Origin of the sequence: Streptomyces colonosanans, from assembly GCF_001866645.1 — a bacterium.
GTDB lineage: Bacteria > Actinomycetota > Actinomycetes > Streptomycetales > Streptomycetaceae > Streptomyces > Streptomyces colonosanans.
Genome location: NZ_MLYP01000050.1, coordinates 45,877 through 71,717 on the forward strand (window position 1 = coordinate 45,877; position 25,841 = coordinate 71,717).

Genomic DNA, 25,841 nt, shown 5'->3' on the forward strand with positions numbered 1-25,841 from the left:
GGTCACAAGTTCCTCCCTGAGGGAAGCGGTTGGGCAGGTACGCCGCGCACGACCCCATAGGCGGCGCGGAGCTTGGTACGGGCAGCCTCCAACTGCCGGACCTCGAACGGGTCCAGCAAAGGCACAGACGGAAGGGGCTGACCGCCGGTGAATCGCAACGGGATTCCGCAGCAGTCCTCCCCGTACGGGACAGACAGTTCGGTCATGCCGTCCTCGACGCCGAGCGCCAGGCGCAGCGTGGACACCACGGCGCCGGCCGGGCCGCACCGGGTGCGTCCGATCCCGGCATTGATCCGGCCGGGCCGACCGGCGAGCTCGTCGCGTACCTCCTGAAGAGGGACGGGGACGGGATGCCCGTTGACGGTGGTCGAAGAGGCGCACACGACGGCCGCGTCCCCGTGCTCTCCGATGACGTGGCCGTGCACCGCGGCGACCGGCACGCCCAGGTGCCGGGCCAGGGTGAGCCGGTAGCGGGCGCTGTCGAGGTTGGAGCCGATGCCGAACACCCGGGGGCAGGAGGACTCCTCAGCAAACAACCGGGTCATCAGGTCAACCGGGTTGGTCACCACAAGCACGGTCCTCGGGTAGCGCGTGAGGTGCCGGGCAAGGGCGCGGATGGTAGGTGCATTCGCCTGCGCCCCACCCATGCGGACATCGGTGTGCCGTGTGTTCGTGAACCGGGCGCGGGCGGCCACCACCACGGCGGCGCACTCCCGCAGGTCCGGCACTTCGGCGGCGGACGGCCGCACTGGGGAGCCAATCGCGGCGCGCATGTCGTCAAGGTCGTCCGCCAGGGCCGCGGCCTGCGCGTGCGTGCGCGAGGCGACGAGGAGCTGTTCGCACAGGCCGGCGGCCACCAGGGCGGCGCCCACGGCCTGACCAACCGCCCCGGTGCCGACGAGGCCCAGCGCGGGCGCTGCCGGCGTCATGAGGCCACCGCCAGGGCATGGGCGAGGGCGAGGTCCCACGCGCCGTGTTTCGTCGTCTTGTCGGAGAGGGCCGCGCTCACCTCGTCGACAAGGGAGCACACCGGAACGGCCTGGCCGACGAGTGCCATCCCGAGGGCGGGCAGCGGCAGCGCGGCCGGCGCGGACAGGTACGTCGAAAGGATGTTGACGGTGTCCATCAGCCACAGCGTGAGCACGCCGCGCCGCCAGGTGGCGCGCTCCTGGAGGGACAGGGCCCTGACCCGGGTATCCGCGAAGGCGTCAATCCCGGCGATGATCTGCCCGGCCGTCTGTGAGCCCGGCCGATGGGCAGCCAGGAACAGGACGGTGCGACTGATCAACTTCGCCACGTCCACCATGGGGCTCGCCCGCAGCAGGCCGGGATCGAGCATCACCGGCCGCTCCTTGAAGCCCTCGGGGAACAGGATGTGTTCCGGCTTCAGGTCCCCGTAGACCAGCGTCATGCCCTCCGCGCCGGGCAGGGCCATCCTCAGGCCCCGCAGCCGCGCCACGCTGCGCCGCACCATGCCGATCACGTCCTCACGGGGGCCCGGCTCGCACCGCTCCGCACCGAGCAGGTTCACGTAGCAGGTGCCGGACAGGCCGTTGAACTTCCGCAGGAAGGTCCCCGCGATGCTCCGCGCCCCGATCGCCCCACGGGGGTCAAGTCGGCGGGAGGCGCCGGGCCGGTGCAGCGCGCGCAGCTCCGCGAACGGGAACGCCAGCAGCTCCCACGTGTCGCTCGGCCGCTCGATCAGCAGCTCGCCCAGCGACGGCCCGGTGACGGGCTCAGTGAACAGCACGCCCTTCCGGAGGCCGGCGGCGGCACATACGCGCGGCCGACTCAGACCGGCGAGGATCTTCAGCTGCTCGGCCTCCCGCACGAGGAGACTGTCCGGCCGCCGTACGTAGTCCTCCTGTGCCTGGCGCACGTCGGACCAGGGTCCGCAGGAGCCGCGCAGCAGCGACACGAGGGAGACGCCAAGGATCGACACCTTCGCGTACAGGAAGCGGTCGCTGACGCGGACGCGGTGCACGTAGCCCGTGACGCTCGGGACATGGCTTTCCAGAGTTACGGGCTCGTCCGGCCATATCTCGGCGGCGGCTCGGTGGATCTGCGCGGCAGCGTAGACGAACAGGTCGGCCGCGGTCGGCCGGGTGAGGTTCTGCTGTGGTGCGGTATAGACGCCGATGGTCACGAACATCTCCTTAAGCTGCTCATGGTCCGTGAACGCGCGGGCCCCGGCCGCCGGGGGGTATGAGGCGGCCGGGACCGTTGTCCCTGACTGCCGTCACTCCTTCACGGAGGGTGGCAGCCGGGACGCGTGGCCCACCCCGGGCCGGGGACCACGCGAGATGGTGCGGGTCCTACGGCTGGGGAGCCGGGCAATGCGCCGCGACCGGCCCGGGGCGGGTGCTCAGCTGGTCAAGAGACGGTGGGGCAAGCCGTGCCCACATCCACCGACACCCTCTTGCCCCAGTTGTAAGGGATGTCCCACCAGTTACTGGACAGGCCGGCCATGCTGCCCAGCCTCATGTCGCGCACGACCGCCCAGCTCCCGCGTCCGCGTCCGCCGCGCGGTGGCGGGCATACCCGCGCTGCACCACTGCCCACACCGATCGCGGGTCGCCGAGCTGCCCGGGGGAGTCCATGGGGACGCACCAGTACGCGCGCCCTTGCTGGCGCTCAGGGTCGGGCGTGGGGACGCCAATGTAGTAGTCCCGGCCGAGGAATTCCGCGCCGGGCGGCCAGGCCCGCGCATTCCACCGCCGGGCGGTGCTCGCGGGGACCAGGGCGTAATAGGCGTCGGAGATCCGGTCCCGGAACAGCGGGCCGCCCTCCAAGGCGCGGCGGAGGAAGTCGTCCACGGCCTGTTCCTCGTCCGTCTCCGCAGCTGCCCGCATGAGATCGCCCGGAATCCGGATCGCGGCGAAGAGCGTGCCAGCGGCGAGAAGCGCTACCCCTTGCTCTCGCCACTGCGCACTCGACCGCGTCAGCCCCTCGACGGCGGCGGACAAGAGCCAGTGAGAGACCGCGAGGTCCCGCTCACGCCGCGTCACCAGGTCAACGCCATCCAATGCGACGTGTTCTTCCGTCCCGTTCACTCGACGCTCTCCACTTCGACAGGGCCCGCCGTGCAACGCCCGCCGGAGGTATACGTCCGCCTCGCTCGGCTCGGTCGCGATGCCGCCTCTGGCCAATTGGGGAATACCTCGATGAGCGCGGTGAGCAGCGCGTCCTCGTCGGAAAACCTGATGGATCCTCGGCGCGGCGGCAAAAGCCAATACGTGCCGGGCGGCGTCCGTCGCCCGGCAGGCGGGGGCTCAAACTCCGCTTTGACGCTGAGCACCGCGTCGACCGGGGCCTCAGGCCAAGTCGCGGTGGAGCCGGCAGCCACGAAGAAGTACACACCGGGTGGAGCCGGGCCGATCGCTACGGTGCCGGGGGAGGACAGCCGGTTCAAAACCTGAAGGCCGTAGTACCGACCAACTCGGACCGCTTCCCAGCCCTTGAACGCCTCGGCCGTGGGCCGAGGAAGGACACACGACTGCTCTGTCATCACGGTGCGCCTCATCTCGTCGCCGCTGCTGTGCGCCAGACGGTAGGGCACCGCGAGGGCACCGACCCGAACTCAGAGTTCGGGTGAACTCTCTGTTCGGGTCAGGCAAGTCCCAACCGCTCTGCCAGGTCGACGACCTGGCGGCGATAGGTGGGGCGCACGCGCTGCAGAAGGCTGGTCACCATGTCGGCTGCGAGAGTGCTACGTGTCATGTCTTCCAGGCTCAGCTTCTCGAGGTCCAGGAGGTGAACGAGGACTGCGGCATCGTCCCTTCGCAGGTCATAGCAGCGGGCCAGTTCCAACGTGAACGTGAACTGCCGTTCCTTGCTTGGCAGGCGGGAGATGTCCACCTCGTCGGCCAAGCGCAGCCCCTCCGCGCTCTCTCCCGCCAGCATCTCGATACTCAGTGCGTGCAGATGGACGTTGGTCGGGCCGAACACAGTCCACTGGATGTTGGCATCCCCCACCCGTTTACCGAGGGGGGCGGCCAGGCCGACCAGGCGTTCCCTGGCATGCCACCAGTTCTTACGTTGGGCGTCCGCCACAACCTGAACCAGTTCGAGGGCACCTTGCATGGCGGCGTTTTCGTCGCTCTCGGGGACCCCCCGCAGTTGCTCTGTCGCCAGGCGAGCCACTTCTCCGGCTTCTTCGGCACCGCTTTCCTGGGACAGGAGGCAGTGCCCAAGGTTCCAGTGGGCGGCTGCCATCCGGATCGGGTCGTCTGCGTCTTCCGCAGCGCGGCGTGCACGGTCAGCGGCCATGAGCGAGAGGTCGAGGCGTCCGGTACGCCGACAGTAAGAGCGCAGCAGACCGTATAAGTCGGCCGCTGCACGGAAGATGTCACGGCGAGCCGCACGGTCGTTGCCCATACGGTAGATGCGGACTGCGCGCTCGACGTCCACGATCAAGGCTGGAAGCAGGCACTCGACGTCAGTGAACCGCTCCTCGCTCGTCTGCCAGGTGCGCCACGCGTGCTCGATACGCTCGCGCAGCTCGGCCGGCGCGACTGCCGGGTCTGTGCAGGCCGCCCCGAACCCCATCAAGGCCCGAGCGATGTCGGGTGCCGTGGTCAGCGAACCGGTCTTCTTGGGAGGCGGCTCGGTGGACAGGAGGGCCGCCACTGGTACCTCCAGTTCTGCGGCAAGGCGAGCCAGCATGTCAGGGGAAGGGGTCCGTTTTCCCGTTTCGATGAGCGAGAGGTACCGCTCCGTGATGCCGCATAGGCCCGCAATGGCCGCCTGCGATCGGTTACCGTTCTTTCGTCGGTAGTGCCTAATCCGCGACCCGATAGGCAGCTTCGGTGAATCGACCATCCGCCCTCCCGTGTTACGTCAGGGTAGGACGAGCAACCTCGTTGTGGATACCTTCCACAACGATCGGGGGACTCAGAGCAATCTAGGTAGACATTCAGTTTCGGAAGGGCCCGGCCAATGCCGCATCTCGTTCTGTGGGACATCGACCACACGCTCATCGACACGCGGGGCGTCGGGCATGAGCTGTCCGCAGCAGCATTCGAGGAAGCGACAGGCCAGCCGATGCGCCAGCAGGCGAAAATCGACGGCATCACCGAAGCCGTGATCTTCCGAGAGACAGCAAAACTACACGGCCTCAACACGGATCGAGCCGACTTCGAACGGTTCGCGGCAGCACTCACCGCACAGCACATCCACCATGCGACAGAACTACGAGAGCGGGGGCATGCCCTTCCTGGCGCAGCCGCGGCACTCCAGGCCCTTGCCGCTGCGAACGTACGACAGACCGTGGTCACCGGAAACGTCCGCGGCGTCGCAGAGATCAAGCTGGGCATCTTCGGCCTGGACACCCACATTCAGTGGGAGGGCGGGGCATACGGCGACGACGCAGACCTTCGGCCCGCCCTCGTCGAACTGGCCCTTAGTCGTTCGTCCGCAGCGGCCGTGGACGTCGCACTGATCGGCGACACGCCCGCAGATGTAGAAGGCGGCATCGCAGCTGGCGTGCGGGTCATCGCCGTCGCGACAGGCCGCAGTTCCATCGAAGAACTGCGTACAGCGGGAGCCAACTCAGTGATCCAGGATCTCACCGACGTTGACGCACTCGTGAAGTACGTCACCGCAGGCAGCATGTAGAGCGCGAGTCTCGCGGCCTCGGCTGGCCCACCAGCAGCACGCCACCGCCCGGCAGCGGGCCGAGAAGCTTGCCGCCGCGCATGCCCGCCCGCCCACTGCCGTCCACACTCCCGCAGGAACCCGCCGATGACCGCACCGACCTCCGGCTTCTCCGCCTTCGCCTTGGAGCCGTTCCCTGAGATCCAGCCGGGCGACGATCTGGCGGCCATCATCACCGACGCACTCACGCGCACCTGCACAGAACTACGCGACGGGGACATCATCGTCGTCGCCAGCAAAGTCGTGTCCATCGCTGAGAAGCGGTACGTCGACCTGGCCGGCGTCACCCCAGGCCCGGAGGCGCTGGATCTGTCCGCGAAGACGGGCAAGCCCGCCAAGGTCGTGCAACTCATCCTGGACTCGTCCAGCGAGTACTTCCTCGCCTCTGAGCGGGGCCCCATCATCGCCCGGCACACCCTGGGCTACCAGCTCACCTCCGCCGGGATCGACCGCGCCGGTACCGAGGGCGCCTGGCTGCTGCCGGTGGATCCGGACGCCTCCGCCCGCGCCCTGCGCGACGCCCTCGTCACCTCCACGCGCACTCAGGTCGCCGTGGTCATCACGGACTCCGACGGCCGCGCCGACCGGCGCGGCGCGACCGTGATCTCCATCGGCGTGGCAGGCGTGGGACCCCTTCGCACGACAGAACACGACGGACGGCACCAGGAGGAGACGTTCACCGACCTCATCGCAGCCGCTGCCGGGATCATCCTCGGCCAGCGCGGACGCGGCGCCCCCGTCGCCGTCCTGCGCGGCATCTCCTACGACCCGAGCGACGAGGGCGTCTCGGCGATGCTCCACCACCGGCCGTGACATGGCTGATCACGGGCGCCGCCGGGACCGTCGGCAGCGTTCTCCACGGACGCTTGCGCGAAGTGGTCGAAGTGGTGCCGCAGTTCGTCGGCAGCCTCCTCGTCCATGGACCCCTTGCCCTTCACCCAGCCGAGCAGCCAGGTCTGCCCGGTAGCGCCAACGGCGTTCCTGAATACCCCGGCTGAGCCCTCGTCACCAAAGCGTTCGTTCCGCCACTCACCGGATGCCGAGCCGTCCTCTCGCCACCACACCTGACAGCCGCACACATGTCCAGCCTTGTCCGTACGCGCAATCACGCTCGCCATGCGGCGGAGACTACCGACGATGTTCCCGTGATGTTCCCGTGGCTTCACGGGAACCGGCCAAGATTGGCTGTTTTCCCAGGTCAACGTGGGTACCAACGACGACGGCCGGAGCCCCCGCACAGTGGGCTCCGGCCGTCGGCTGAGGGTGGACTCAGAGAGCCAGGTCCGTCAGGACCAGGACACGCTCGTACGTGTAGTCGTCCATCGCGTACTTCACGCCCTCACGGCCGACACCGGACCGCTTGGCGCCGCCGTACGGCATCTGGTCGGCCCGGAAGGAGGGCACGTCGCCGATGACGACACCGCCGACCTCGAGGGCGCGGTGTGCACGGAAGGCGACCTGGAGGTCGTGCGTGAACACGCCCGCCTGGAGGCCGTACTTGGAGTCGTTGACCGTGGCGAACGCCTCGGCCTCGCCGTTCACCTTCTGCACGGAGAGGACGGGTCCGAAGACCTCCTCGCAGGCGAGGGTCGCATCGGCCGGAAGGTCGGTGAGCACGGTCGGCGCGTACGAGGCGCCGTCCCGCTTGCCGCCGGTCAGGAGCGTGGCGCCCGCGGCCACGGCCTCGTCGACCCAGGACTCCACGCGCTTCGCGGCGTCCTCGCTGACCAGCGGGCCGACGTCCGTCGCGTCGTCGGAGGGGTCGCCGGTGACCATGGCCTCGACGGCGGCCACGATGCGCGGCACCAGCCGGTCGTACACGGACGCGTCGGCGATCACCCGCTGCACGGAGATGCAGGACTGGCCGCCCTGGTAGTTGGAGAAGGTGGCGATGCGCTTCGCGGCCCAGTCCAGGTCCTCGTCGCTCGCGTAGTCGGCGAGGACGACGGCCGCGCCGTTGCCGCCCAGCTCCAGGGTGCAGTGCTTGCGCGGCACCGAGTCCATGATCGCGTAGCCGACCTTCTCGGAGCCGGTGAAGGAGATGACCGGCAGACGCTCGTCCTGGACGAGGGCGGGCATCTGGTCGTTGGTGACCGGGAGGACCGACCAGGAGCCGGCGGGCAGGTCGGTCTCGGCGAGCAGCTCGCCGAGGATCAGGCCGGACAGCGGGGTGGCGGGCGCCGGCTTGAGGATGATCGGCACGCCCGCGGCGATGGCCGGTGCGATCTTGTGGGCGCACAGGTTCAGCGGGAAGTTGAACGGCGCGATACCGAGGACGACACCCTTCGGGAAGCGGCGGATCAGCGCCAGCCGGCCCTGGCCGCCGCCGTCGGTGTCGAGGCGCATGGCCTCGCCGCCGTTGAAGCGGCGGGCCTCCTCGGCCGCGAAGCGGAACACGGAGACGGCACGGCCGACCTCGCCGCGGGCCCACTTGATGGGCTTGCCGTTCTCGGCGGAGATGACCTGCGCGATCTCCTCGGTGCGCTCGACGAGCCGCTTGCAGACGTGGTCGAGAGCGGCGGCCCGTACATGGGCCGGGAGCGCGGCGAACTCGTCCCGTACGGCGTAGGCGGCAGCGACCGCCTCCTCGACCTGGGCCTCGGTCGGGACACTGACCTTGCCGACGAGTCGGCCGTCCCACGAATTGGTGACGTCGAAGGTGGTCTCACCGGTGGCCTGGCGGCCGGCGAGCCAGAAGGCGTGGGTGGAGGTCATGTCGGGTCCCGGCCCTTCCGAGGTTGGGTGTTCCTTGGGTTGCGTCGTCCACGGTAGGGCCGGGGCGGCGAAGGGTCGTTTGTCCGGGGAGTAGCACTGCGGTGCGGGCGTAGTACGGGATGTACAGCCATTGCGGTCTTCGGGAGGACGCGGTGGCGTATGCCAGTACGACGGGACTACGCCCGGGGCGCCGTCACTCCCCCGCCGCGGCCGTCGCCTTGAGCGCCAGCCACAGCTCCATCCGTACGTCCGGGTCGTCGAGCGAGCGTCCCAGGATCTCCTCGACCCGCCGCATCCGGTAGCGCAGTGTGTGGCGGTGGACGCCGAGGTCGGCCGCCGCCGCGTCCCACTGACCGTGGCGCGAGAGCCAGGCCCGCAGCGAGGCCACCAGATCGCCGCGCCCGGTGGCGTCGTGCTCGCGCAGGGCACGCAGCAGGCCGTCCGCGAAGGCGCGTACCGCGTCGTCCGCGAGCAACGGCAGCACCGACCCGGCCGCCAGCTCCTCGTGCTCGACCAGCGACCGGCCCCGCCGCCGGGCCACCGACAGCGCCTGTTCCGCCTGCTTGTAAGCGGCAGCGGTGGCGATCGGACCGGCGGGCGCCGACATGCCCACGACCAGTTCGTTCTCGTCGGTGGCGGGCTGCTCACGGACCGCTGCCCGCGCCGCCTGCACCGCCTGCGCGTACGCCTGGCACGCGGTGACGGCGGCGCCCCCGTCCACGGCGAGCACGACGAGCCGCTCCGCGTCGGGTACGACGAGCACGGCCTCGCCGGAGCGTGCGGCGGCGGACTCCACCGTCTCGGCGAGCCCGTCCAGCGGATCGCCGTCCGTGCCGGCCCCCGCGAGCGCCGCGGCGGCCTGGGGCGCGGGCGCCACGCGCGCGTGCCCGTCGGCGTGCGCCCGGGCGGCCGACGCGGACGCCGACTCAGCGAGGATCAAGCGAAACGGCGCGTCCAGCAGGGCGCCGTAGAGGTCCCCGGCCACTGCGCGCGCGTGGTCCGGCTGCCCGGCGAGCAGCAGGCGCAGCACAGCCGCCCCGATCCGCTGCTCGGCGGCGTGCAGGGACCGGGACCGCTCGGTGGTGAGGGTCAGCAGGGCGATGGCGGAGTGGACCGCATACCGCTCGGCGGTGCCCAGCGGGGCCGCGGTGCCCACGGCGAGCGCGGCGCGCGGGCGCCGCCCGGTGCCCAGGGAGTGCAGCTCGACGCGGTCCTCGCCGCTCGGCCCGCCGACCACGGAGCTCGCCGGCGCGGGCCGCTCCCGCAGCCGTTCCACATCGGCGGTGAGCCGCGCGGCGCGGCGCCCCGCCCACTCGGGCGCGGCCGCGACGACGGCGCCGGACGCGTCGTAGAGCGCGGCCCAGCCGTCGACCTGCGCGGCGAGCGCGGCGAGCAGCCCCTCGGGGCCCTCGCTGAGGGCCTGGCGGGTCAGCTCGCGCTGGGCGGCGAACCCGGCGGTCACGGCCCGGTACTGGTCGGCGGCGTTGGCCGCGGAGACGGCCTTGCTGATGGCGAGGAAGGGGGTCCGCCGGGGCACCTCGAGCAGCGGGAGCCGCTCCTCCCGCGCGGCGTCCAGGAGGGCCTCGGGGATCTCGTCGTAGTTGACGCCGACGGCGAACCCGAGCCCGACCACCCCCGCGCCCACCAGCCGCTTCACATACCGCCGCATGACCTCCGGGTCCTCGGCGTCCAGCTTCAGCGCGGTGATCAGCAGCAGTTCACCGCCCTCCATGTAGGGCACGGGGTCGGCGAGCTCGCTGACGTGGGCCCAGCGGACGGGGACGTCCAGGCGGTCCTCGCCCGCGCGCACGGCCAGCTTGAGCGCGGAGTGGTGGACGAGCGAGGCGAGCGTGAGGGGCATGAGGCCTTCAGGTCAGCACGGACTCCGTCTGTACGGAATCCGTGGCGGTCACGGACTGGGGGATCTTTGTGATCCATTGGCCGCCGCGTATGAACGACCTCTGTCGATTCTGCCTCACCGTACGGTCGCCTCGGGCGCTTATGTTCGGACGTCCTGTTCGGACCCTTGGCCGCGCAGGTCCACGAGCAGGGGGGGTGCGTGCTCGCCCTTCATATCTGTCAAGGACAGCACCGCGTGCCCCGGCGGCACTGCGTGCGCCAGCTCGGACGCGGACCACCGCTCGCGCTCGACCTGGCGGACGGTCACGGCATCCGTGGTCACGGCCCTTCCGGTCACCAGCTTGCGCAGGGCATGGATGGCCCGGGTCATGGGCTGGTGCGCGAAGACGGTGTGCTTGGCGACCTCCCGGGTCTCCACCCACTGCGTGCCCCAGGCCTGGGCGAACCGGCCGCCGTCCCATGTGGTGACGCCGGAGAAGGCCATGCGGCAGCCGACCGCCCCGAACAGCGGCCCGTGCAGGGCCTCCGGGACGTCGCCGATGGTGCGCAGGGCGAGGACCACTCCCGCGTTCCGGGAGCGCAGCCGCTGGATGCGGCGTACCGACTCGGCGGTCACCGTCCCGGTGGCGTCGTCGAGGACCAGACAGGCGAAGTGGGAGCGCTCGCCGCCCCGCACGACGGCACCGAACTGGGCGAGGACCAGCCGGGTGATCAGCCGGGACGCCTCCTCGTGCCCGTGCTCGGGAAGGTCGATACGGACCCGGAGCGGATGGTGGGCCACGGCGCGCAGCGAGAACGGCCGTACCGTGCCGCCGGCGCCGAAGAACTCGGCGAAGGCCGGCCGGTCCAGCAGGGCGAGCCGGTCGGCGAGCGCCGGACCCGCGTCGGCGGTGGTGCCGATCTGCCGGACGCGGGCGTCGAGTTCGCGGCACATCGCGGCGTGCTCCTCCCCCGAGAGGGCCTCGCGCAGGGACGACAGCGCCGACGGCTCGCCCTCCAGCAGTTCCCGCAGCACGGGCAGGGGCGGGAAGGCGCCGTGCACCGCCCGGTAGGGGCCGAGCAGTTGCGCGAGTGCGGTCGCCCCCCGCTGGCCGCCGACGGTGTCGAGGTCCCCAGCCAGGCCCTCGGCCAGGAAGGCGGCCGCTTCGTCGGCGTCGTCGCAGTCCGCGTACGGATCCAGGTCGTGGACGGACGCCGGGTCCCCGATCCGTACCACGACGTCGAACGCCGAGTCCGGGGCGAGCGGCGTGCCGGCTGCGCACACCGCGACGACGGCGCACCGGCCGGTGAGAGCCTGCAGCGCGAGGGACTCGACCACGGGTGCGACCAGGTGGCGGGTCTTCCCGGAGCCCGGCGGCCCCACGGCCAGGAGTGAGGTGGCGAGCGCGTCCCGGCCGAGGGCCGCGCCCGCGCCGCGGTAGGCGACGGGCGTGCGCTCCCCGGCCGCCCACTGCCCGATGCGGACCTGTTCGACGAGCAGATCGTGGCGTGCGGTGCGGCCGGGCAGGTCCCGGGCCCCGGACGGGTGGGTCCAGGCGGCACCGCCTTGGCGCAGCACGGTCTCGGTGAAGGCGGCGAGGCGCCCTTCGTTCCTGGCCGCGGTCCATGCGTGCCCGATCCGGGCGCAGTCCACGTCGTTCATCCGGCCGTCGAGCACCTCTGCGGTGAGCACGTCCGCCGCCTCGTGCGCTCCGGCCTCCCGGAGCTCGGGCCACCGCGCGCGTGGCACGTCCGGGCGGGGCTGTGCGGTCCGGCCCTTGTCCGTGCGGTCGCGCACGGCGCGCCACTGCTGGGCCAGCGCCCACCAGCCGCCGATCCTCGCGAACGGCCACAGGACCAGTGCCGTGATGAGCGCGTACAGCCCGTCGGTGAGCAGCTGCGACTGGAACAGGTCGTAGCCGCCGGAGACCAGGGCGGCGAGGGAGAACACGGGGGCGGCGACCGGCAGGGCGTTCCAGCCGACGCCGGGGAAGGCGCTCGGGAACACGAAGCTCAGCGTGACGAGGGCACCGAGGGCGGCGAGGAGGGCGCGCGCGGGCTGCTCACGGCGGCCGACGACGTGCCGGAGGACGTCGGGCCAGCTACCGAGCCGGCCCATGGCGTAGATGAGCAGGCCGAAGAAGGCGCCGTCGTAGACCACGATGGCCTCTTGGCCCTGCCACACCTTGGGGGCCGATGTACCAGCCCACCACCAGTCGCTCGGGGTGAACAGTCTGAGAACCGCCCACTTGTAGGGGACGGTGCCGTGGCGCCACATCGACCAGAGGACCAGCGCCACCACCAGGGGGACCGCGAGGCCGACGACCGTGACCGGGGCGAGCCGGCCGGACGCCTGCGCGGCCTTGGGCAGGCGGAAGCCGAAGCGCCAGATTCCGGGGGCGGCGGCCGGGCGGGGCTCGTTGAGCCAGTCGGCGACGGCCGGCCGGCGGGGCGGAGGCTGACCGGGCGCGGCGGGCAGCTCGGGTGCCCGCGCGGGCCGCGGCGGAACCCGTGGCGGCGTGGCCGGACGCGGCACGGAATCCGCCCGTGTGGCCTGCGCGTCCTGCGTCCCGTCGCTGTCCATCGCCCTTGCCCCCCGACCAGCCGCTCCGTGCACCGTCAGCGAGCCAATCTAACGCCCCCGCAGGGGGAGTTCACCGCTTACGCGCGCCGCGCCCGCGCCGACGTCGTCTGCCACGCTATGTCCACCACGGACAAGCGGATACGCCCAAGGTGCCCACATGGAGCATGCCCACTGTCCCTTACCGGCTCTAGCCTGCGAGAAAAGAAGGTAAGCGTCCGAAAAGCACCCCCGCCCGGAACCGGGCACACCGGAACGCCGGTGCGCCACACCATCCGGTTCGGTTCGCACGATCATCAGGGAGCCCCCATGACTGCACTTCCGCAGGAGCGCCGCGTCGTCACCGCCATCCCCGGCCCGAAGTCGCAGGAGCTGCAGGCCCGCCGTACCGCCGTGGTCGCGCAGGGCGTGGGCTCCACGCTGCCGGTCTTCACCCAGCGCGCAGGCGGCGGGATCATCGAGGACGTCGACGGCAACCGCCTGATCGACTTCGGCTCGGGCATCGCGGTGACGTCCGTGGGCGCCTCCGCCGAGGCCGTCGTGCGCCGTGCCTCCGCGCAGCTGCAGGACTTCACGCACACCTGCTTCATGGTCACGCCGTACGAGAGCTACGTGGCCGTCGCCGAGGCGCTGGCCGAGCTCACGCCGGGTGACCACGCCAAGAAGAGCGCGCTGTTCAACTCGGGCGCCGAGGCCGTCGAGAACGCCGTCAAGATCGCCCGCGCGTACACCAAGCGCCAGGCGGTCATCGTCTTCGACCACGGCTACCACGGCCGGACGAACCTCACCATGGCCCTGACGGCCAAGAACATGCCGTACAAGGACGGCTTCGGCCCGTTCGCGCCCGAGGTCTACCGGGTGCCGGTGGCATACGGCTACCGCTGGCCGACCGGTGCGGAGAACTGCGGCCCCGAGGCCGCCGCGCAGGCCATCGAGCAGATCACCAAGCAGGTCGGCGCGCACAACGTGGCCGCGATCATCATCGAGCCGGTGCTCGGCGAGGGCGGCTTCATCGAGCCCGCGAAGGGCTTCCTGCCCGCGATCCGCCAGTTCGCCACGGACAACGGCATCGTCTTCGTCGCCGACGAGATCCAGTCCGGCTTCTGCCGCACCGGCCAGTGGTTCGCCTGTGAGGACGAGGGCATCGTCCCGGACCTGATCACCACCGCCAAGGGCATCGCGGGCGGTCTGCCGCTCTCCGCCGTCACCGGCCGCGCCGAGATCATGGACGCCGCGCAGGCAGGCGGCCTGGGCGGCACCTACGGCGGCAACCCGGTCGCGTGCGCCGGTGCGCTCGGCGCGATCGAGACGATGAAGGAACTCGACCTCAACGCCCGGGCGAAGGAGATCGAGGAGACCATGAAGGCCCGCCTCACGGCGATGGCCGAGAAGTTCGACATCATCGGCGACGTCCGCGGCCGCGGCGCGATGATCGCGATCGAGCTGGTCAAGGACCGCGCCACCAAGGAGCCGAACGCCCAGGCGGCGGCCGCGCTCGCCAAGGCCTGCCACCAGGAGGGCCTGCTGGTCCTGACCTGCGGCACCTACGGCAACGTGCTGCGCTTCCTGCCCCCGCTGGTCATCGGCCAGGACCTGCTGAACGAGGGCCTCGACATCATCGAGCAGGGGTTCGCGCGCATCTGAGCCACCGGGTCACCGCCACCCGTCCACGCGAAAACCGCAGCTGAGGCAGGGGTACGCGCCCCAGCAGCCCCACCCGTCCCAGCCCTTGAGTCCGCTGCGATTCCGGGGCCGGGACAGCGGCGGTCAGAGGCTGTGAAGAAGGTGTGCGGGGTGGATGGCGGGTAGTGGTTCCGGCTGTCGGAGCCGATTGTCCTGCCGTAGGTTCTACCCAGATGAGAGATACACCCCGCCCACAGGGGACTGTGGGCGACATCGGGCCGGAGCCTCCCCAGCTTTGACCCGGTCGTGCCCTCGCGCACACAACTGGAGCTTCCGGCTTCGGATCTCCTCACCGGTCGGACGGTCGCGCGCCCCAAACCCCCCGGGGCGGGCGGCACACCGATCCGGACCGGCCGCCGAAGGCGGTTCACCGAAGGGTCAGCGCACTCCCCCCCTTGCGCTGGCCCTTCGGCGTGTTCGGGCTCCGGTCCAACCGGCCACGGGGACCCGCATGCCACGCGGCCGGTCTCCCCTGCCAAGCTGTTCGCCGTGCCGTCCCCCCAAGACCCGGATCCCGAGCCTGCGGCTGCCTCACACGACGACAGGCCCCCTGCCCCAGGGCGGTCGGCCCGCCTGATGGCGCCGCCTGCCCTCCTTTTCCTCCTGATCACCTGGCAGGTCGCCGTCCACGGTCCGCTCGCGCAGGCGGACGAGCGAGTGGGCCGGGCCGTGGCCCACCCGGACCAGGTCTCGGGGGGCCTCGCCGACCTGGGGAACATCGCCGTCGCCGTCCCCGTCCTCGCCGTCGTGCTGGCCTACGCCGCCTGGCGGGCCCGGCGCGACGGCACAGACCGGTGGTGGCTGCCCCCTGTCACCGCGGCAGCGCTCATGGCGGCCGTCCCGGCGCTGATCGTCCCGCTCAAGGAGCTGATCGCCCGGCCGGGTCCGCCGGTCATGGGCCCGGGCACTGGCTTCTATCCCTCGGGGCACACGGCCACCGCGGCGGTCGCCTACGGCGCGGCGGCCCTGGTCCTGTGGCCCTGGCTGCGCACGCCGTACGCCCGCCGCGGGGTCCTCGCCGTCAGCCTGGCCCTGAATCTTGCGGTCGCCTACGGGCTGGTCCGGCACGGCTACCACTGGCCCCTGGACGTGCTGGCCAGTTGGTGCCTGGGCGCCGTGGTGCTCTCCTCGCTGCGGCTTCTCCTCAGCCGAACCAGCCGTAGAGCGTCTTCTGAAACGCCCGGTTCCGGAACCGGGCCCGGCTGACAGGCGGCATCCCTCTGCCGGGGCATGCCGAGACCACGGTCAGGGCATGCCCCGGCCCGGCGTCAGCTGTCGAAGCCCAGCCCCAGCTTGTCCATGGTCTTCAGCCAGAGGTTGCGCCGCCCGCCGTGCGTATCGGCCTGCGCCAGCGACCACTTGGTGAGGGCGATGCCCGTCCAGGCGAAGGGCTCCGGCGGGAACGGCACCGGCTTTTTGCGGACCATCTCCAGTTCGGTGCGCTCGGTGCGCTCCCCCGCGAGCAGGTCGAGCATCACGTCCGCGCCGAACCGGGTCGCGCCGACGCCGAGGCCCGTGTAGCCCGCCGCGTACGCCACCTTCCCCTGGTGGGCCGTGCCGAAGAACGCCGAGAAGCGCGAGCAGGTGTCGATCGCGCCGCCCCACGCGTGTGTGAAGCGGACTCCCTCCAGCTGCGGGAAGCAGGTGAAGAAGTGCCCGGCGAGCTTGGCGTAGGTCTCCGGGCGGTCGTCGTACTCGGCGCGCATCCGGCCGCCGTACTGATAGATCGCGTCGTAGCCGCCCCACAGGATGCGGTTGTCGGCGGAGAGCCGGAAGTAGTGGAACTGGTTGGCCGAGTCCCCGAGTCCCTGCCGGTTCTTCCAGCCGATCGAGGCCAGTTGGTCGGCGGTCAGCGGCTCGGTCATCAGCGCGTAGTCGTAGACCGGGACGGTGTAGGAGCGGACGCGCTTGACCAGGTTCGGGAAGATGTTCGTACCGAGCGCCACCCGGCGGGCGCGGATGCCGCCGTACGGGGTGCGTACGGCCATGCCGCCCCCGTACGGCTTCAGGGAGAGCGCGGGCGTGTGCTCGTAGATCCGGACGCCGAGTTCGAGGCAGGCGCGCTTCAGGCCCCAGGCGAGCTTGGCCGGGTGGAGCATGGCCACGCCCCGGCGGTCGTACAGGCCGGCGCGGAAGGTCGGGGAGTCGACCTGTTCCCGTACCGCCTCGGCATCCAGGAAGTCGGTGCCCTCGGCGAGGCCCTGGTCCTTCATCTCCGTGTACCAGTCGCGCAGTTCCTGCGCCTGGTACGCCTCGGTCGCGACGTCGAGCTCGCCGGTGCGCTCGAACTCGCAGTCCAGGGAGTAGCGGGCGACCGCCTTCTCGATCTCGTCGAGGTTGCGGGCGCCCAGCTCCTCCAGCTTGTGGATCTCGTCCGGCCAGCGGGCGAGGCCGTTAGCCAGGCCGTGAGTGAGGGAGGCGGCACAGAAGCCGCCGTTGCGGCCCGAGGCGGCCCAGCCCGCCTCGCGGCCCTCCACCAGCACCACATCCCGCTCGGGGTCGCGCTCCTTGGCGATGAGCGCGGTCCACAGTCCGCTGTAGCCGCCACCGACGACCAGCAGGTCGCAGGTCTCGGCGCCGGTGAGCGCGGGCTCGGGGTGGGGCTTGCCGGGGTCTTCCAGCCAGTACGAGACCGGCTGGGCATCGGAAAGAGACTTGGTCCAACGGGTCATGGCGCTTGGGGCCATGATTTCAACTCCCTACGGGTGCATTTCGCCGTGCGGCTTTACGCCTTCTGGCGATTTCGGCGATTGCCGATGGCCATGGAGACCAGGACGAACAGTACGGCGAGGGCGAACATGGCCGTACCGATGACATTGATCTGAACGGGGGTTCCGCGCTGCGCCGAGCCCCAGACGAACATGGGGAAGGTGACGGTCGAACCCGCGTTGAAATTGGTGATGATGAAATCGTCGAAGGAGAGCGCGAAGGCGAGCAGCGCGCCCGCGGCGATTCCGGGTGCCGCGATGGGCAGGGTGACGCGCAGGAACGTCTGCACCGGTCCGGCGTAGAGGTCCTGGGCCGCCTGCTCCAGGCGCGGGTCCATCGACATCACGCGCGCCTTGACCGCGGTGACGACGAAGCTGAGGCAGAACATGATGTGCGCGATCAGGATCGTCCAGAACCCGAGCTGCGCGCCCATGTTGAGGAAGAGGGTGAGCAGCGAGGCCGCCATGACGACCTCGGGCATCGCCATCGGCAGGAAGATGAGCGAACTCACGGCCCCCCGCGCGCGGAAGCGGTAGCGGACCAGTGCGAAGGCGATCATCGTGCCGAGGACGGTCGCCCCGATCGTCGCCCACACCGCGATCTGGAGGCTGATCGACAGCGAGCCGCACATGTCGGCGACACCGCACGGGTCCTTCCAGGCGTCCGTGGAGAACCGCTGCCACTGGTAGTTGAAGCGCCCCTTCGGCTTGTTGAAGGAGAACACCGTGACGATGACGTTGGGCAGCAGCAGATATCCGAGCGTCAACAGTCCTGCGATGACGACGAGATGGCGCTTGAGCCAGCGTACGAAGGCCATTTAAACCAGATCCTCCGTCCCGGACCGGCGGATGTAGAACGTGACCATGATGAGGATCGCGGCCATGAGGATGAAGGAGAGGGCCGCAGCCGTGGGGTAGTCGAGCACCCGCAGGAACTGCGTCTGGATGACGTTGCCGACCATGCGCGTGTCCGTGGAGCCGAGCAGATCGGCGTTGACGTAGTCGCCCGCCGCCGGGATGAAGGTCAGCAGCGTGCCGGAGACCACGCCCGGCGTCGACAGCGGGAAGGTGACCTTCCGGAACGTCGTGAACGGCTTGGCGTACAGGTCGCCGGCCGCCTCGTGGAGACGCCCGTCGATGCGCTCCAGGGAGGTGTACAGCGGCAGGATCATGAACGGCAGGAAGTTGTACGTCAGTCCGCACACCACCGCGAGCGGGGTGGCCAGGACGCGGTCGCCCGACGTCCACCCGAGCCAGTTGGTGATGTCCAGAACGTGCAGCGCGTTCAGGGTGCCGACGACCGGGCCGCCGTCCGCGAGGATCGTCTTCCAGGCGAGCGTGCGGATCAGGAAGCTGGTGAAGAACGGCGCGATCACCAAGATCATGATCAGGTTGCGCCAGCGGCCCGCGCGGAAGGCGATGAGATACGCCAGCGGGTAGCCGAGCAGCAGGCACAGGACGGTCGCGGCGGCCGCGTAGAGCACCGAGCGGACGAACTGCGGCCAGTACTCGGACAGCGCGTCCCAGTAGGTCGCGAAGTGCCAGGTGACCTTGTAGCCGTCCTCCAGGGAACCCGTCTGCACGGAGGTGGAGGCCTGGTAGACCAACGGCAGCGCGAAGAAGACGACCAGCCACAGGATGCCGGGCAGCAGCAGCCAGTACGGCGTCCAGCGGCCCCGCTTGCGCGGGGCCTTCTCGGGGGCGGTGGGCGCGAGGGGCGGGGGCACCTCGGTGACAGCGGCCATCAGGCGGCCTCCTCCTCAACCGTCTCGATGCCCGCGTCGATGTCCTGCGCAGCGTCCAGGCCGAAGGTGTGGGCCGGGCTCCAGTGCAGCACCACGTCGGCGCCGGGCACCAGCCGGGAGTCGCGTTCGACGTTCTGGACGTAGACGGCGAACTCGGGGCAGACGGCGCTGTCGATGACGTACTGCGTGGAGACACCGATGAAGCTGGCGTTGGCGATCTTGCCGGTGATGCGGTTGCGGCCCTCGGGGATCTCACCCGCGTCGTCGGCATGGGTGAGGGAGATCTTCTCCGGGCGGACACCGACCAGCATCTTGCCGCCGGCCGTCGTCGGCGCGGAACATCGCGCCTTGGGCAGCGAGAGCTTGCCTCCACCGGCCTTCAGCATGATCTCCTCACCGCTCCTGGAGTCGACCTCGGCCTCGATGAAGTTGGAGCTGCCGAGGAAGTTGGCGACGAACGTGGTCCGCGGGTTCTCGTAGAGGTCGGTCGGCGAGCCGAGCTGTTCGACGCGGCCCCCGTTCATCACGGCGACCGTGTCGGCCATGGTCATGGCCTCCTCCTGGTCGTGCGTGACATGGACGAAGGTGATGCCGACCTCGGTCTGGATGCGCTTGAGCTCCAGCTGCATCTGGCGGCGCAGCTTCAGGTCGAGGGCGCCGAGCGGCTCGTCGAGCAGGAGCACCTTGGGGTGGTTGATCAGCGCGCGGGCCACGGCCACACGCTGCTGCTGGCCGCCGGAGAGCTGGTGTGGCTTCTTCCGCGCCTGCTCGCCGAGCTGCACCAGGTCCAGCATCTCGTCGACCTGCTTCTTCACCGACTTGACGCCGCGCCGGCGCAGGCCGAAGGCGACGTTCTCGAAGATGTCGAGGTGCGGGAAGAGGGCGTAGGACTGGAAGACCGTGTTCACCGGCCGCTTGTAGGGCGGCAGGTGCGTCACGTCCTGGTCGCCGAGGTGGACGGTGCCCGCCGTGGGCTCCTCCAGGCCGGCGATCATGCGCAGGGTGGTGGTCTTGCCGCAGCCCGACGCGCCGAGCAGGGCGAAGAAGGAGCCCTGCGGCACGGTCAGGTCGAGCGGGTGTACGGCGGTGAAGGAGCCGTACGTCTTACTGATTCCGGAGAGGCGGACGTCGCCGCTGTTGTCTGTCGTCATCTTCGTCACGCCCCTGTGAGCTTTGCGAACTTGTCTTCGTAGGCCGCCTCTTCCTTGTCGCTCAGCGCACGGAAGGAGTGGGACTTCGCGGCCACGGCCTTGGTGGGAACGATCAGCGGGTTGTCCGCCGCCGCCTTGTCGATCTTTGCCAGCTCTTCGCGCCCGCCGTCGACGGGACAGACGAAGTTGATGTAGGCGGAGAGCTGGGCAGCCGGCTTCGGCTCGAAGTAGAAGTCGATGAGCCGCTCGGCGTTGGTCTTGTGGCGCGCCTTGTTGGGGACCAGCAGGTTGTCGGTGCTCGTGATGAGTCCGGCTTCCGGGATGATGTAGTCCACGTCCGGGTTGTCGGCCTTGAGCTGGACGATGTCGCCGCCCCAGGCGACGCAGGCGGCCAGGTCGCCCTTGGTGAGGTCGGACGTGTAGTCGTTGCCGGTGAAGCGGCGGATCTGGCCCTTGTCGACGGCCTTCTGGATACGGGCGAGCGCCGCGTCGTAGTCGTCGCCGGTGAACTTGGCGGGGTCCTTGCCCATGTCGAGCAGCGTCATGCCGATGCTGTCGCGCATCTCCGACAGGAAGCCGACGCGTCCCTTGAGCTTGGGGTTGTCGAGCAGGTCGGAGACCGACTTCACCTCTATGCCGTCGAGCGCCTTCTTGTTGAAGGCGATGACGGTCGAGATGCCCTGCCAGGGGTAGGAGTAGGCGCGCCCGGGGTCCCAGTCCGGGTCGCGGAACTGGGCGGACAGATGGGCGAAGGCGTGCGGGAGGTTGGCCGGATCCAGCTTCTGGACCCACCCGAGGCGGATCAGCCGGGCAGCCAGCCAGTCGGTGACGACGATGAGGTCGCGACCGGTGTCCTGACCCGCGGCAAGCTGCGGTTTGACCTTGCCGAAGAACTCGTTGTTGTCGTTGATGTCCTCGGTGTACTTGACCTTGACGCCGGTCCGTGCGGTGAACTCGTCGAGCGTGGGGTGCTTCTTCCCGCTCTTGTCGACGTCGATGTACTCCGGCCAGTTGGAGAAGTTGACGACCTTGTCCTCGGCCGAATGGTCCGAGGCGGAGACGCCGCCCTGTGTCTTGCCCGCCGCGGGGATCCCGCAGGCGCTCAGCACCCCGAGACCGCCCACCGCGAGCGCGCCGCCCGCGGAGGCGCGCAGCAGCGAACGACGGCTGAGGGAGGCCCTGCCGCTGCGGAAACTGCGCCCCATGGCGGCCAGTTGGGCCGGGAACAGGCGGTCGGCCTCGTACTGCTCCATGCGCGTGGTGCCCTTTCGGGAGGTCGGCCGCGGTCAGCGGCCGACGTGGCTATCGGTCCCCGAAGATCGTGCGGTGCCAGTCCTTCCGGGCCACCGCCGTGTTGTCGAACATTACGTGCTTGATCTGCGTGTACTCCTCGAACGAATAGGTGGACATGTCCTTGCCGAAGCCGGACGCCTTGTATCCGCCGTGGGGCATCTCGCTGATGATCGGGATGTGGTCGTTGACCCACACACAGCCCGCCTGGATCTCACGGGTGGCACGGTTCGCCCGGTACACGTCCCGGCTCCAGGCCGAGGCGGCCAGGCCGTACGGGGTGTCGTTGGCGAGCCGGATCCCGTCGTCGTCGGAGTCGAAGGGCAGCACGACCAGGACCGGGCCGAAGATCTCGGACTGAACGATCTCGCTGTCCTGGGTTGCGTCGGCGATCAGGGTGGGCCGGTAGTAGGCACCCTCGGCGAGCTCGCCCTGCGGTGCCTCGCCGCCGGTGACCACGCGCGCGTAGGCGCGCGCCCGGTCGACGAAACCGGCGACGCGGTCGCGCTGGACGTGGGAGATCAGCGGGCCGAGGTCGGTGCCGGTGGCGAAGGGGTCGCCGAGCTGGACGGTCTCCATGAGGGCAGCGGTCCTCTCGACGAACTCCTCGTAGAGGGGACGCTGCACGTACGCGCGCGTGGCGGCCGTGCAGTCCTGGCCGGTGTTGATGAGCGCGCCCGCGAGCGCGCCGTTGGCGGCGGCCTCCAGGTCGGCGTCGTCGAAGACGACGAAGGGCGCCTTGCCGCCGAGTTCCAGGTGGATCCGCTTGACGGTGGTGGTGGCGATCTCGGCGACGCGCCTGCCCACGGCCGTGGAGCCGGTGAAGGAGGTCATGGCCACGTCGGGGTGGCCCACGAGGTGCTCGCCCGCCTCCTTGCCGGTGCCGGTGACGATGTTGATCACGCCGTCCGGGATGCCCGCCTCGGTGGCCGCCTGGGCGAACAGGAGCGAGGTCAGCGGGGTCAGTTCGGCGGGCTTGAGGACGATCGTGTTGCCTGCGGCGATCGCCGGGAGGACCTTCCAGGCGGCCATCTGGAGGGGGTAGTTCCAGGGCGCGATGGAGCCGACCACGCCGATGGGCTCGCGGCGGACGTAGGAGGTGTGGTCGCCGGAGTACTCGCCGGCGGACTGCCCCTGCAGGTGGCGGGCGGCACCGGCGAAGAAGGCGGTGTTGTCGATCGTGCCCGGGACGTCGAACTCGCGGGTCAGCTTGAGGGGCTTGCCGCACTGCAGGGACTCGATCCGCGCGAAGTCCTCGGCACGGTCGGCGAGGACAGCGGCAAAGCGGTGCAACGCGTCCGAGCGCTCGCCCGGGGTCGCGGCGGACCAGCCCGGGAAGGCGGCGCGGGCCGCGGCCACGGCACGGTCGACGTCCTCGGTGCCGGCCAGTTCGTACCTGTACACCTCGGCGCCGGTCGACGGGTCGACCACCGCGTGCGTACGGCCGGACGTCCCCTTGGTCAGTTTGCCCGCAATGTACTGAGCACCGTCCGCGAAACGTTCCTGCACGGCGCGGTGCGTCTGGAAGCGGGTGTCGGCGTCGCCGGCATGTCCCGAGTTGTGCATGTCGCTCTCCTCCGCCGCCGGCCCGCGTTCACCGCGGGGGCTGGCGTAGCTCCAGCTCGAATTGAGTGCCGATCCTGGCAGAGCAAGAGGACCTCAACAAGTGATTCCGTTGTTGCCTTTTGGTTACGCGACGGAATCTGTCGGACCAGATGTCGAGTCACCGCGAGAAAGGACGGACGGAATGTCAGTGGTGCGTGCCACACTCGCGTGCATGGGAAAGATCGATTCCTGGGAGTCCCTGGTCAGGGAGGTCCACACGGGGGCGAGGGTCAAGTATCTGCACTTCTGGGGTCACCGCCCACGAAGAGACGGACAGATCGGGACGAGCTGCCTGAGCCAGTGGTGGCCGTCGCCGTTCACCGTGGACGGCGTGGAGTACGCGACGGCAGAGCACTGGATGATGGCGTCGAAGGCGAGGCTCTTCGACGACGCGGAGGCGGAACGCAAGGCCCTCCAGGCGCCGAATCCGGCGCTCGCCAAGAAGGCGGGGCGGCTGGTGCGCCGCTTCGACGAAGCCCTGTGGGAGCGCGAGCGGTTCGCGATCGTGGTCGAGGGCAGCGCCCACAAGTTCGCCGCACACTCCGCTCTGCGGGAGTTTCTGCTGGGCACCGGGAACCGTGTGCTCGTCGAGGCGAGCCCCATGGACCGGGTGTGGGGCATAGGGCTCGCGGCGGACGACGAGCGAGCGGCGGATCCTGGGCAGTGGCGGGGGCCGAATCTGCTGGGGTTCGCGCTGATGGAAGCGCGGGAGCGGCTGCGGGCAGGGACGGAATGAAGAGGGGCCGGCCTCCCGGCCGGCCCCTTCGGTGACGGGGGACCCGATACTTGCCCACGGGATCACCGCGGAGTGGCAGCGGCCCGCCGGTGAAACCGGAACCCGGCCGTGGCCGGCCGTCGGCGTCAGCCGTGGAACAGCACCGGTGCCGAGGTGCCGAACGCGTCGCCGACGTAGGGCGAATCGGAGTCCGAGGAGACCTCGTTGGCCGCGACCACGAGCCTGATGACTATCGCGGCGATCACGACGACACCGAGGACGATCCCGACGATGCCGAGGACGAATCCCGCCTGGGCCTGACCGCGGTTGTCGGCCTCGCCCCGGTCGGCCTGTTTGCGGCCCTTGACCCCGAAGACCACCGCGAGGATTCCCAGGACCAGGGAGACCACCCCGTACACGCAGAACAGGATCACCGAGAGGATGCCCAGCGCCAGCGCCGCGGTGCCGAACCCGTTGCGCGGCGGCATCGGCATGCCGGGCCAGCCGAAGCCCGCGTACCCCGGGGGCGCGGGGTACCCATAGCCTCCGGGCGCGGCGTAGGGGGCCGCCCCAGGGCCCGAGGGCGCGATCGGTGGCGGCGGTACGGGGGAGCCCTGTTCACCCCCGCCCGGTGGACCGGCCATCGGCGCACCCATGGGTGCGGGGCCCGCGCCGGCCGGGCCGAACCCGAAAGGAGCGAACCCGCCGGCCGCCGCACCCACCTGGGGCTCGCCGCCTCGTAGCCGCCCGGCCGGCGGATTGCCCGTCGAAGCCTTCTCCTCCGGCGGCGCCCACGGGTTGTACGCACCCTCCGCGGCGTCCGGTCCCGGATGTGCATTGTCGCTCACGACCAGCCCCCTTGTTGCTCCGACCCGTCATGGTACGGCCGGCCCCCACCGAGGCCCCGTCCCGCGCACGGACCCCGGCAAGGACCGCAAAACCGCTCCCACGCGTGCCGGACGTACGCCTAGGATCATCTCCGATCCACCGATCAGCCGATCACCCGCGTCCCGCCCGAACCCGGTGCCGGGACGCCGTTCCCGGGGAGGAACCCTTGTCCGACCACCGCGACGCCCGTGCCGTACGCGATGTGCACGCCTTCATCGCCGGACTGCCCAAGGCCGAACTGCATGTGCACCACGTCGGCTCCGCCTCCCCCCGCATCGTCGCAGCACTGGCCGCCCGCCACCCCGACTCCCGGGTGCCCACCGACCCCGAGGCGCTGGCCGACTACTTCACGTTCACGGACTTCGCCCACTTCGTCGAGGTGTACCTGTCCGTCGTCGACCTCATTCGAACCCCCGAGGACGTGCAGCTGCTGACGTACGAGGTCGCCCGCGACATGGCCCGGCAGCAGGTCCGCTACGCCGAGCTGACCATCACCCCCTTCTCCTCCACTCGCCGCGGCATCGACGAGCGGGCGTTCATGGACGCGATCGAGGACGCCCGCAAGGCGGCGGAGGCCGAGTTCGGGACCGTACTGCGCTGGTGCTTCGACATCCCCGGCGAGGCGGGCCTCGAATCCGCCGAGGAGACGATACGGCTCGCCACCGACGACCGGCTGCGCCCCGAGGGGCTCGTCTCGTTCGGGCTCGGCGGCCCCGAAATCGGTGTCCCGCGGCCGCAGTTCAAGCCCTACTTCGACCGCGCCATAGCAGCCGGGCTGCGGTCCGTGCCGCACGCGGGCGAGACGACCGGGCCCGAGACGGTCTGGGACGCCCTGACCGACCTGCGCGCCGAGCGCATCGGACACGGGACCAGCTCCGCCCGGGACGCGAAGCTGCTCGCCCACCTCGCCGAGCACCGCATCCCGCTGGAGGTCTGCCCGACCTCCAACATCGCGACCCGCGCGGTCCGCACGCTCGACGAGCACCCCATCAAGGAGTTCGTACGCGCCGGCGTCGTGGTCACCATCAACTCGGACGACCCGCCGATGTTCGGTACCGACCTCAACAACGAGTACGCGGTCGCCGCGCGGCTACTGGACCTCGACGAGCGGGGGCTGGCGGATCTCGCCAAGAACGCGGTCGAGGCGTCCTTCCTCGACGAGGCCGGCAAGACGAAGCTGACGGCCGAGATCGACTCCTACACCTCGGCGTGGCTCGCGCGCTGAATCCCCCGCATCGCCCGACCGCCACCCCCGACGGGGTGGCT

At 70.4% G+C, this 25,841-nt stretch carries 20 protein-coding genes and 1 pseudogene; 6 read left to right on the forward strand and 15 right to left on the reverse strand.

Translation table 11 applies throughout. The annotated features are described in order from the left end of the window. Positions 1-2 precede the first annotated feature (2 nt). From BIV24_RS19770 to BIV24_RS19785, 4 genes are all read right to left on the reverse strand, one after another. Positions 3-929 carry a lactate/malate family dehydrogenase gene (locus tag BIV24_RS19770; RefSeq protein WP_071367699.1) on the reverse strand — a complete coding sequence of 309 codons (927 nt, stop codon included), beginning with the start codon at positions 927-929 and terminating at the stop codon, positions 3-5. Beyond that, positions 926-2,146 (reverse strand): hypothetical protein, encoded by a 1,221-nt coding sequence (locus tag BIV24_RS19775; RefSeq protein ID WP_143064631.1) that lies wholly within the window; start codon positions 2,144-2,146, stop codon positions 926-928. Before BIV24_RS19775 ends, BIV24_RS19770 begins: the two co-directional genes overlap by 4 nt. A gap of 334 nt (positions 2,147-2,480) precedes the next feature. Beyond that, positions 2,481-3,008, reverse strand: coding sequence for a hypothetical protein (locus BIV24_RS19780; RefSeq protein WP_143064632.1), 528 nt, complete (start codon positions 3,006-3,008; stop codon positions 2,481-2,483). Positions 3,009-3,609: 601 nt separating this feature from the next. Beyond that, positions 3,610-4,821, reverse strand: coding sequence for a helix-turn-helix domain-containing protein (locus BIV24_RS19785; RefSeq protein WP_071367700.1), 1,212 nt, complete (start codon positions 4,819-4,821; stop codon positions 3,610-3,612). Positions 4,822-4,938: 117 nt separating this feature from the next. On the opposite strand from BIV24_RS19785, the gene BIV24_RS19790 reads away from it, so the two are divergent. Together BIV24_RS19790 and BIV24_RS19795 are read left to right on the forward strand one after the other, a co-directional pair. Then, the gene (locus tag BIV24_RS19790; protein ID WP_071367701.1) at positions 4,939-5,616 is read left to right on the forward strand and encodes an HAD family hydrolase; all 678 of its coding nucleotides are present in this window, start codon (positions 4,939-4,941) and stop codon (positions 5,614-5,616) included. Between the two features lie 126 nt (positions 5,617-5,742). Continuing rightward, on the forward strand, positions 5,743-6,468 hold the full coding sequence (locus BIV24_RS19795) for a coenzyme F420-0:L-glutamate ligase (RefSeq protein ID WP_071367702.1): 726 nt from the start codon (positions 5,743-5,745) through the stop codon (positions 6,466-6,468). On the opposite strand, the gene BIV24_RS33920 is transcribed toward BIV24_RS19795, so the two are convergent. The 4 genes from BIV24_RS33920 to BIV24_RS19810 form a co-directional block, all read right to left on the reverse strand. After that, a complete protein-coding gene (locus BIV24_RS33920; RefSeq protein WP_143064633.1) occupies positions 6,417-6,773 on the reverse strand; it encodes a hypothetical protein in 357 nt (118 codons plus the stop codon). The two genes, BIV24_RS19795 and BIV24_RS33920, sit on opposite strands and share 52 nt — an antisense overlap. Before the next feature lie 151 nt (positions 6,774-6,924). Then, a complete protein-coding gene (locus BIV24_RS19800; protein ID WP_071367703.1) occupies positions 6,925-8,370 on the reverse strand; it encodes an aldehyde dehydrogenase family protein in 1,446 nt (481 codons plus the stop codon). 193 nt (positions 8,371-8,563) lie between these two features. Further along, positions 8,564-10,231: a PucR family transcriptional regulator gene (locus BIV24_RS19805; RefSeq protein ID WP_071367704.1), complete on the reverse strand. Its 1,668-nt coding sequence runs from the start codon at positions 10,229-10,231 to the stop codon at positions 8,564-8,566. Between the two features lie 138 nt (positions 10,232-10,369). After that, complete coding sequence (locus BIV24_RS19810) at positions 10,370-12,793, reverse strand: ATP/GTP-binding protein (protein WP_071367705.1); 2,424 nt, start codon at positions 12,791-12,793, stop codon at positions 10,370-10,372. Between the two features lie 306 nt (positions 12,794-13,099). Between BIV24_RS19810 and gabT the strand changes: the two genes are divergently transcribed. Both gabT and BIV24_RS19820 read left to right on the forward strand, forming a co-directional pair. Then, a complete protein-coding gene (gene gabT, locus BIV24_RS19815) occupies positions 13,100-14,434 on the forward strand; it encodes a 4-aminobutyrate--2-oxoglutarate transaminase (RefSeq protein WP_071367706.1) in 1,335 nt (444 codons plus the stop codon). 615 nt (positions 14,435-15,049) lie between these two features. Beyond that, positions 15,050-15,679 (forward strand): phosphatase PAP2 family protein, encoded by a 630-nt coding sequence (locus BIV24_RS19820; RefSeq protein WP_071367707.1) that lies wholly within the window; start codon positions 15,050-15,052, stop codon positions 15,677-15,679. A gap of 62 nt (positions 15,680-15,741) precedes the next feature. Here the strand turns inward: BIV24_RS19820 and BIV24_RS19825 are convergent, their stop codons facing one another. Genes BIV24_RS19825 through BIV24_RS19850 form a run of 6 tightly spaced genes read right to left on the reverse strand, consistent with a single transcriptional unit; the run spans position 15,742 to position 22,933 of the window. After that, positions 15,742-17,160: an NAD(P)/FAD-dependent oxidoreductase gene (locus BIV24_RS19825; protein ID WP_071367708.1), complete on the reverse strand. Its 1,419-nt coding sequence runs from the start codon at positions 17,158-17,160 to the stop codon at positions 15,742-15,744. 38 nt (positions 17,161-17,198) lie between these two features. Further along, positions 17,199-17,999, reverse strand: a complete 801-nt coding sequence (locus BIV24_RS19830; protein WP_071367709.1) for an ABC transporter permease — start codon at positions 17,997-17,999, stop codon at positions 17,199-17,201. Further along, complete coding sequence (locus BIV24_RS19835; RefSeq protein ID WP_071367710.1) at positions 18,000-18,926, reverse strand: ABC transporter permease; 927 nt, start codon at positions 18,924-18,926, stop codon at positions 18,000-18,002. After that, the gene (locus tag BIV24_RS19840) at positions 18,926-20,077 is read right to left on the reverse strand and encodes an ABC transporter ATP-binding protein (protein WP_071367791.1); all 1,152 of its coding nucleotides are present in this window, start codon (positions 20,075-20,077) and stop codon (positions 18,926-18,928) included. The genes BIV24_RS19835 and BIV24_RS19840 overlap by 1 nt, the downstream gene beginning before the upstream one ends. Positions 20,078-20,082: 5 nt before the next feature. After that, positions 20,083-21,330 carry a polyamine ABC transporter substrate-binding protein gene (locus tag BIV24_RS19845; protein WP_071367711.1) on the reverse strand — a complete coding sequence of 416 codons (1,248 nt, stop codon included), beginning with the start codon at positions 21,328-21,330 and terminating at the stop codon, positions 20,083-20,085. Between the two features lie 49 nt (positions 21,331-21,379). Further along, positions 21,380-22,933 (reverse strand): gamma-aminobutyraldehyde dehydrogenase, encoded by a 1,554-nt coding sequence (locus tag BIV24_RS19850; RefSeq protein WP_071367712.1) that lies wholly within the window; start codon positions 22,931-22,933, stop codon positions 21,380-21,382. Between the two features lie 181 nt (positions 22,934-23,114). On the opposite strand from BIV24_RS19850, the gene BIV24_RS19855 reads away from it, so the two are divergent. Then, entirely contained in the window at positions 23,115-23,708 is a 594-nt protein-coding gene (locus BIV24_RS19855) for a riboflavin biosynthesis intermediates N-glycosidase (protein ID WP_071367713.1), read from the forward strand. Positions 23,709-23,833: 125 nt separating this feature from the next. On the opposite strand, the gene BIV24_RS19860 is transcribed toward BIV24_RS19855, so the two are convergent. Continuing rightward, positions 23,834-24,535, reverse strand: coding sequence for a DUF4190 domain-containing protein (locus BIV24_RS19860; protein ID WP_071367714.1), 702 nt, complete (start codon positions 24,533-24,535; stop codon positions 23,834-23,836). A gap of 150 nt (positions 24,536-24,685) precedes the next feature. Here BIV24_RS19860 and BIV24_RS19865 point away from each other — a divergent pair. Continuing rightward, positions 24,686-25,800 (forward strand): annotated as a pseudogene (locus tag BIV24_RS19865) (adenosine deaminase). Positions 25,801-25,841: the final 41 nt, after the last annotated feature.

Excerpts from the sequence above, each read along its gene's own strand:
- BIV24_RS33920 (WP_143064633.1), bottom strand. The coding sequence starts at position 6,773 with ATGGCGAGCGTGATTGCGCGTACGGACAAGGCTGGACATGTGTGCGGC.
- BIV24_RS19820 (WP_071367707.1), top strand. The coding sequence starts at position 15,050 with ATGGCGCCGCCTGCCCTCCTTTTCCTCCTGATCACCTGGCAGGTCGCC.
- BIV24_RS19845 (WP_071367711.1), bottom strand. The coding sequence starts at position 21,330 with ATGGAGCAGTACGAGGCCGACCGCCTGTTCCCGGCCCAACTGGCCGCC.
- BIV24_RS19790 (WP_071367701.1), top strand. The coding sequence starts at position 4,939 with ATGCCGCATCTCGTTCTGTGGGACATCGACCACACGCTCATCGACACG.
- BIV24_RS19805 (WP_071367704.1), bottom strand. The coding sequence starts at position 10,231 with ATGCCCCTCACGCTCGCCTCGCTCGTCCACCACTCCGCGCTCAAGCTG.
- BIV24_RS19830 (WP_071367709.1), bottom strand. The coding sequence starts at position 17,999 with ATGGCCTTCGTACGCTGGCTCAAGCGCCATCTCGTCGTCATCGCAGGA.
- BIV24_RS19835 (WP_071367710.1), bottom strand. The coding sequence starts at position 18,926 with ATGGCCGCTGTCACCGAGGTGCCCCCGCCCCTCGCGCCCACCGCCCCC.
- BIV24_RS19810 (WP_071367705.1), bottom strand. The coding sequence starts at position 12,793 with ATGGACAGCGACGGGACGCAGGACGCGCAGGCCACACGGGCGGATTCC.
- BIV24_RS19825 (WP_071367708.1), bottom strand. The coding sequence starts at position 17,160 with ATGGCCCCAAGCGCCATGACCCGTTGGACCAAGTCTCTTTCCGATGCC.
- BIV24_RS19840 (WP_071367791.1), bottom strand. The coding sequence starts at position 20,077 with ATGACGACAGACAACAGCGGCGACGTCCGCCTCTCCGGAATCAGTAAG.
- BIV24_RS19850 (WP_071367712.1), bottom strand. The coding sequence starts at position 22,933 with ATGCACAACTCGGGACATGCCGGCGACGCCGACACCCGCTTCCAGACG.
- BIV24_RS19795 (WP_071367702.1), top strand. The coding sequence starts at position 5,743 with ATGACCGCACCGACCTCCGGCTTCTCCGCCTTCGCCTTGGAGCCGTTC.
- BIV24_RS19855 (WP_071367713.1), top strand. The coding sequence starts at position 23,115 with ATGTCAGTGGTGCGTGCCACACTCGCGTGCATGGGAAAGATCGATTCC.
- BIV24_RS19800 (WP_071367703.1), bottom strand. The coding sequence starts at position 8,370 with ATGACCTCCACCCACGCCTTCTGGCTCGCCGGCCGCCAGGCCACCGGT.
- gabT (WP_071367706.1), top strand. The coding sequence starts at position 13,100 with ATGACTGCACTTCCGCAGGAGCGCCGCGTCGTCACCGCCATCCCCGGC.
- BIV24_RS19785 (WP_071367700.1), bottom strand. The coding sequence starts at position 4,821 with ATGGTCGATTCACCGAAGCTGCCTATCGGGTCGCGGATTAGGCACTAC.
- BIV24_RS19770 (WP_071367699.1), bottom strand. The coding sequence starts at position 929 with ATGACGCCGGCAGCGCCCGCGCTGGGCCTCGTCGGCACCGGGGCGGTT.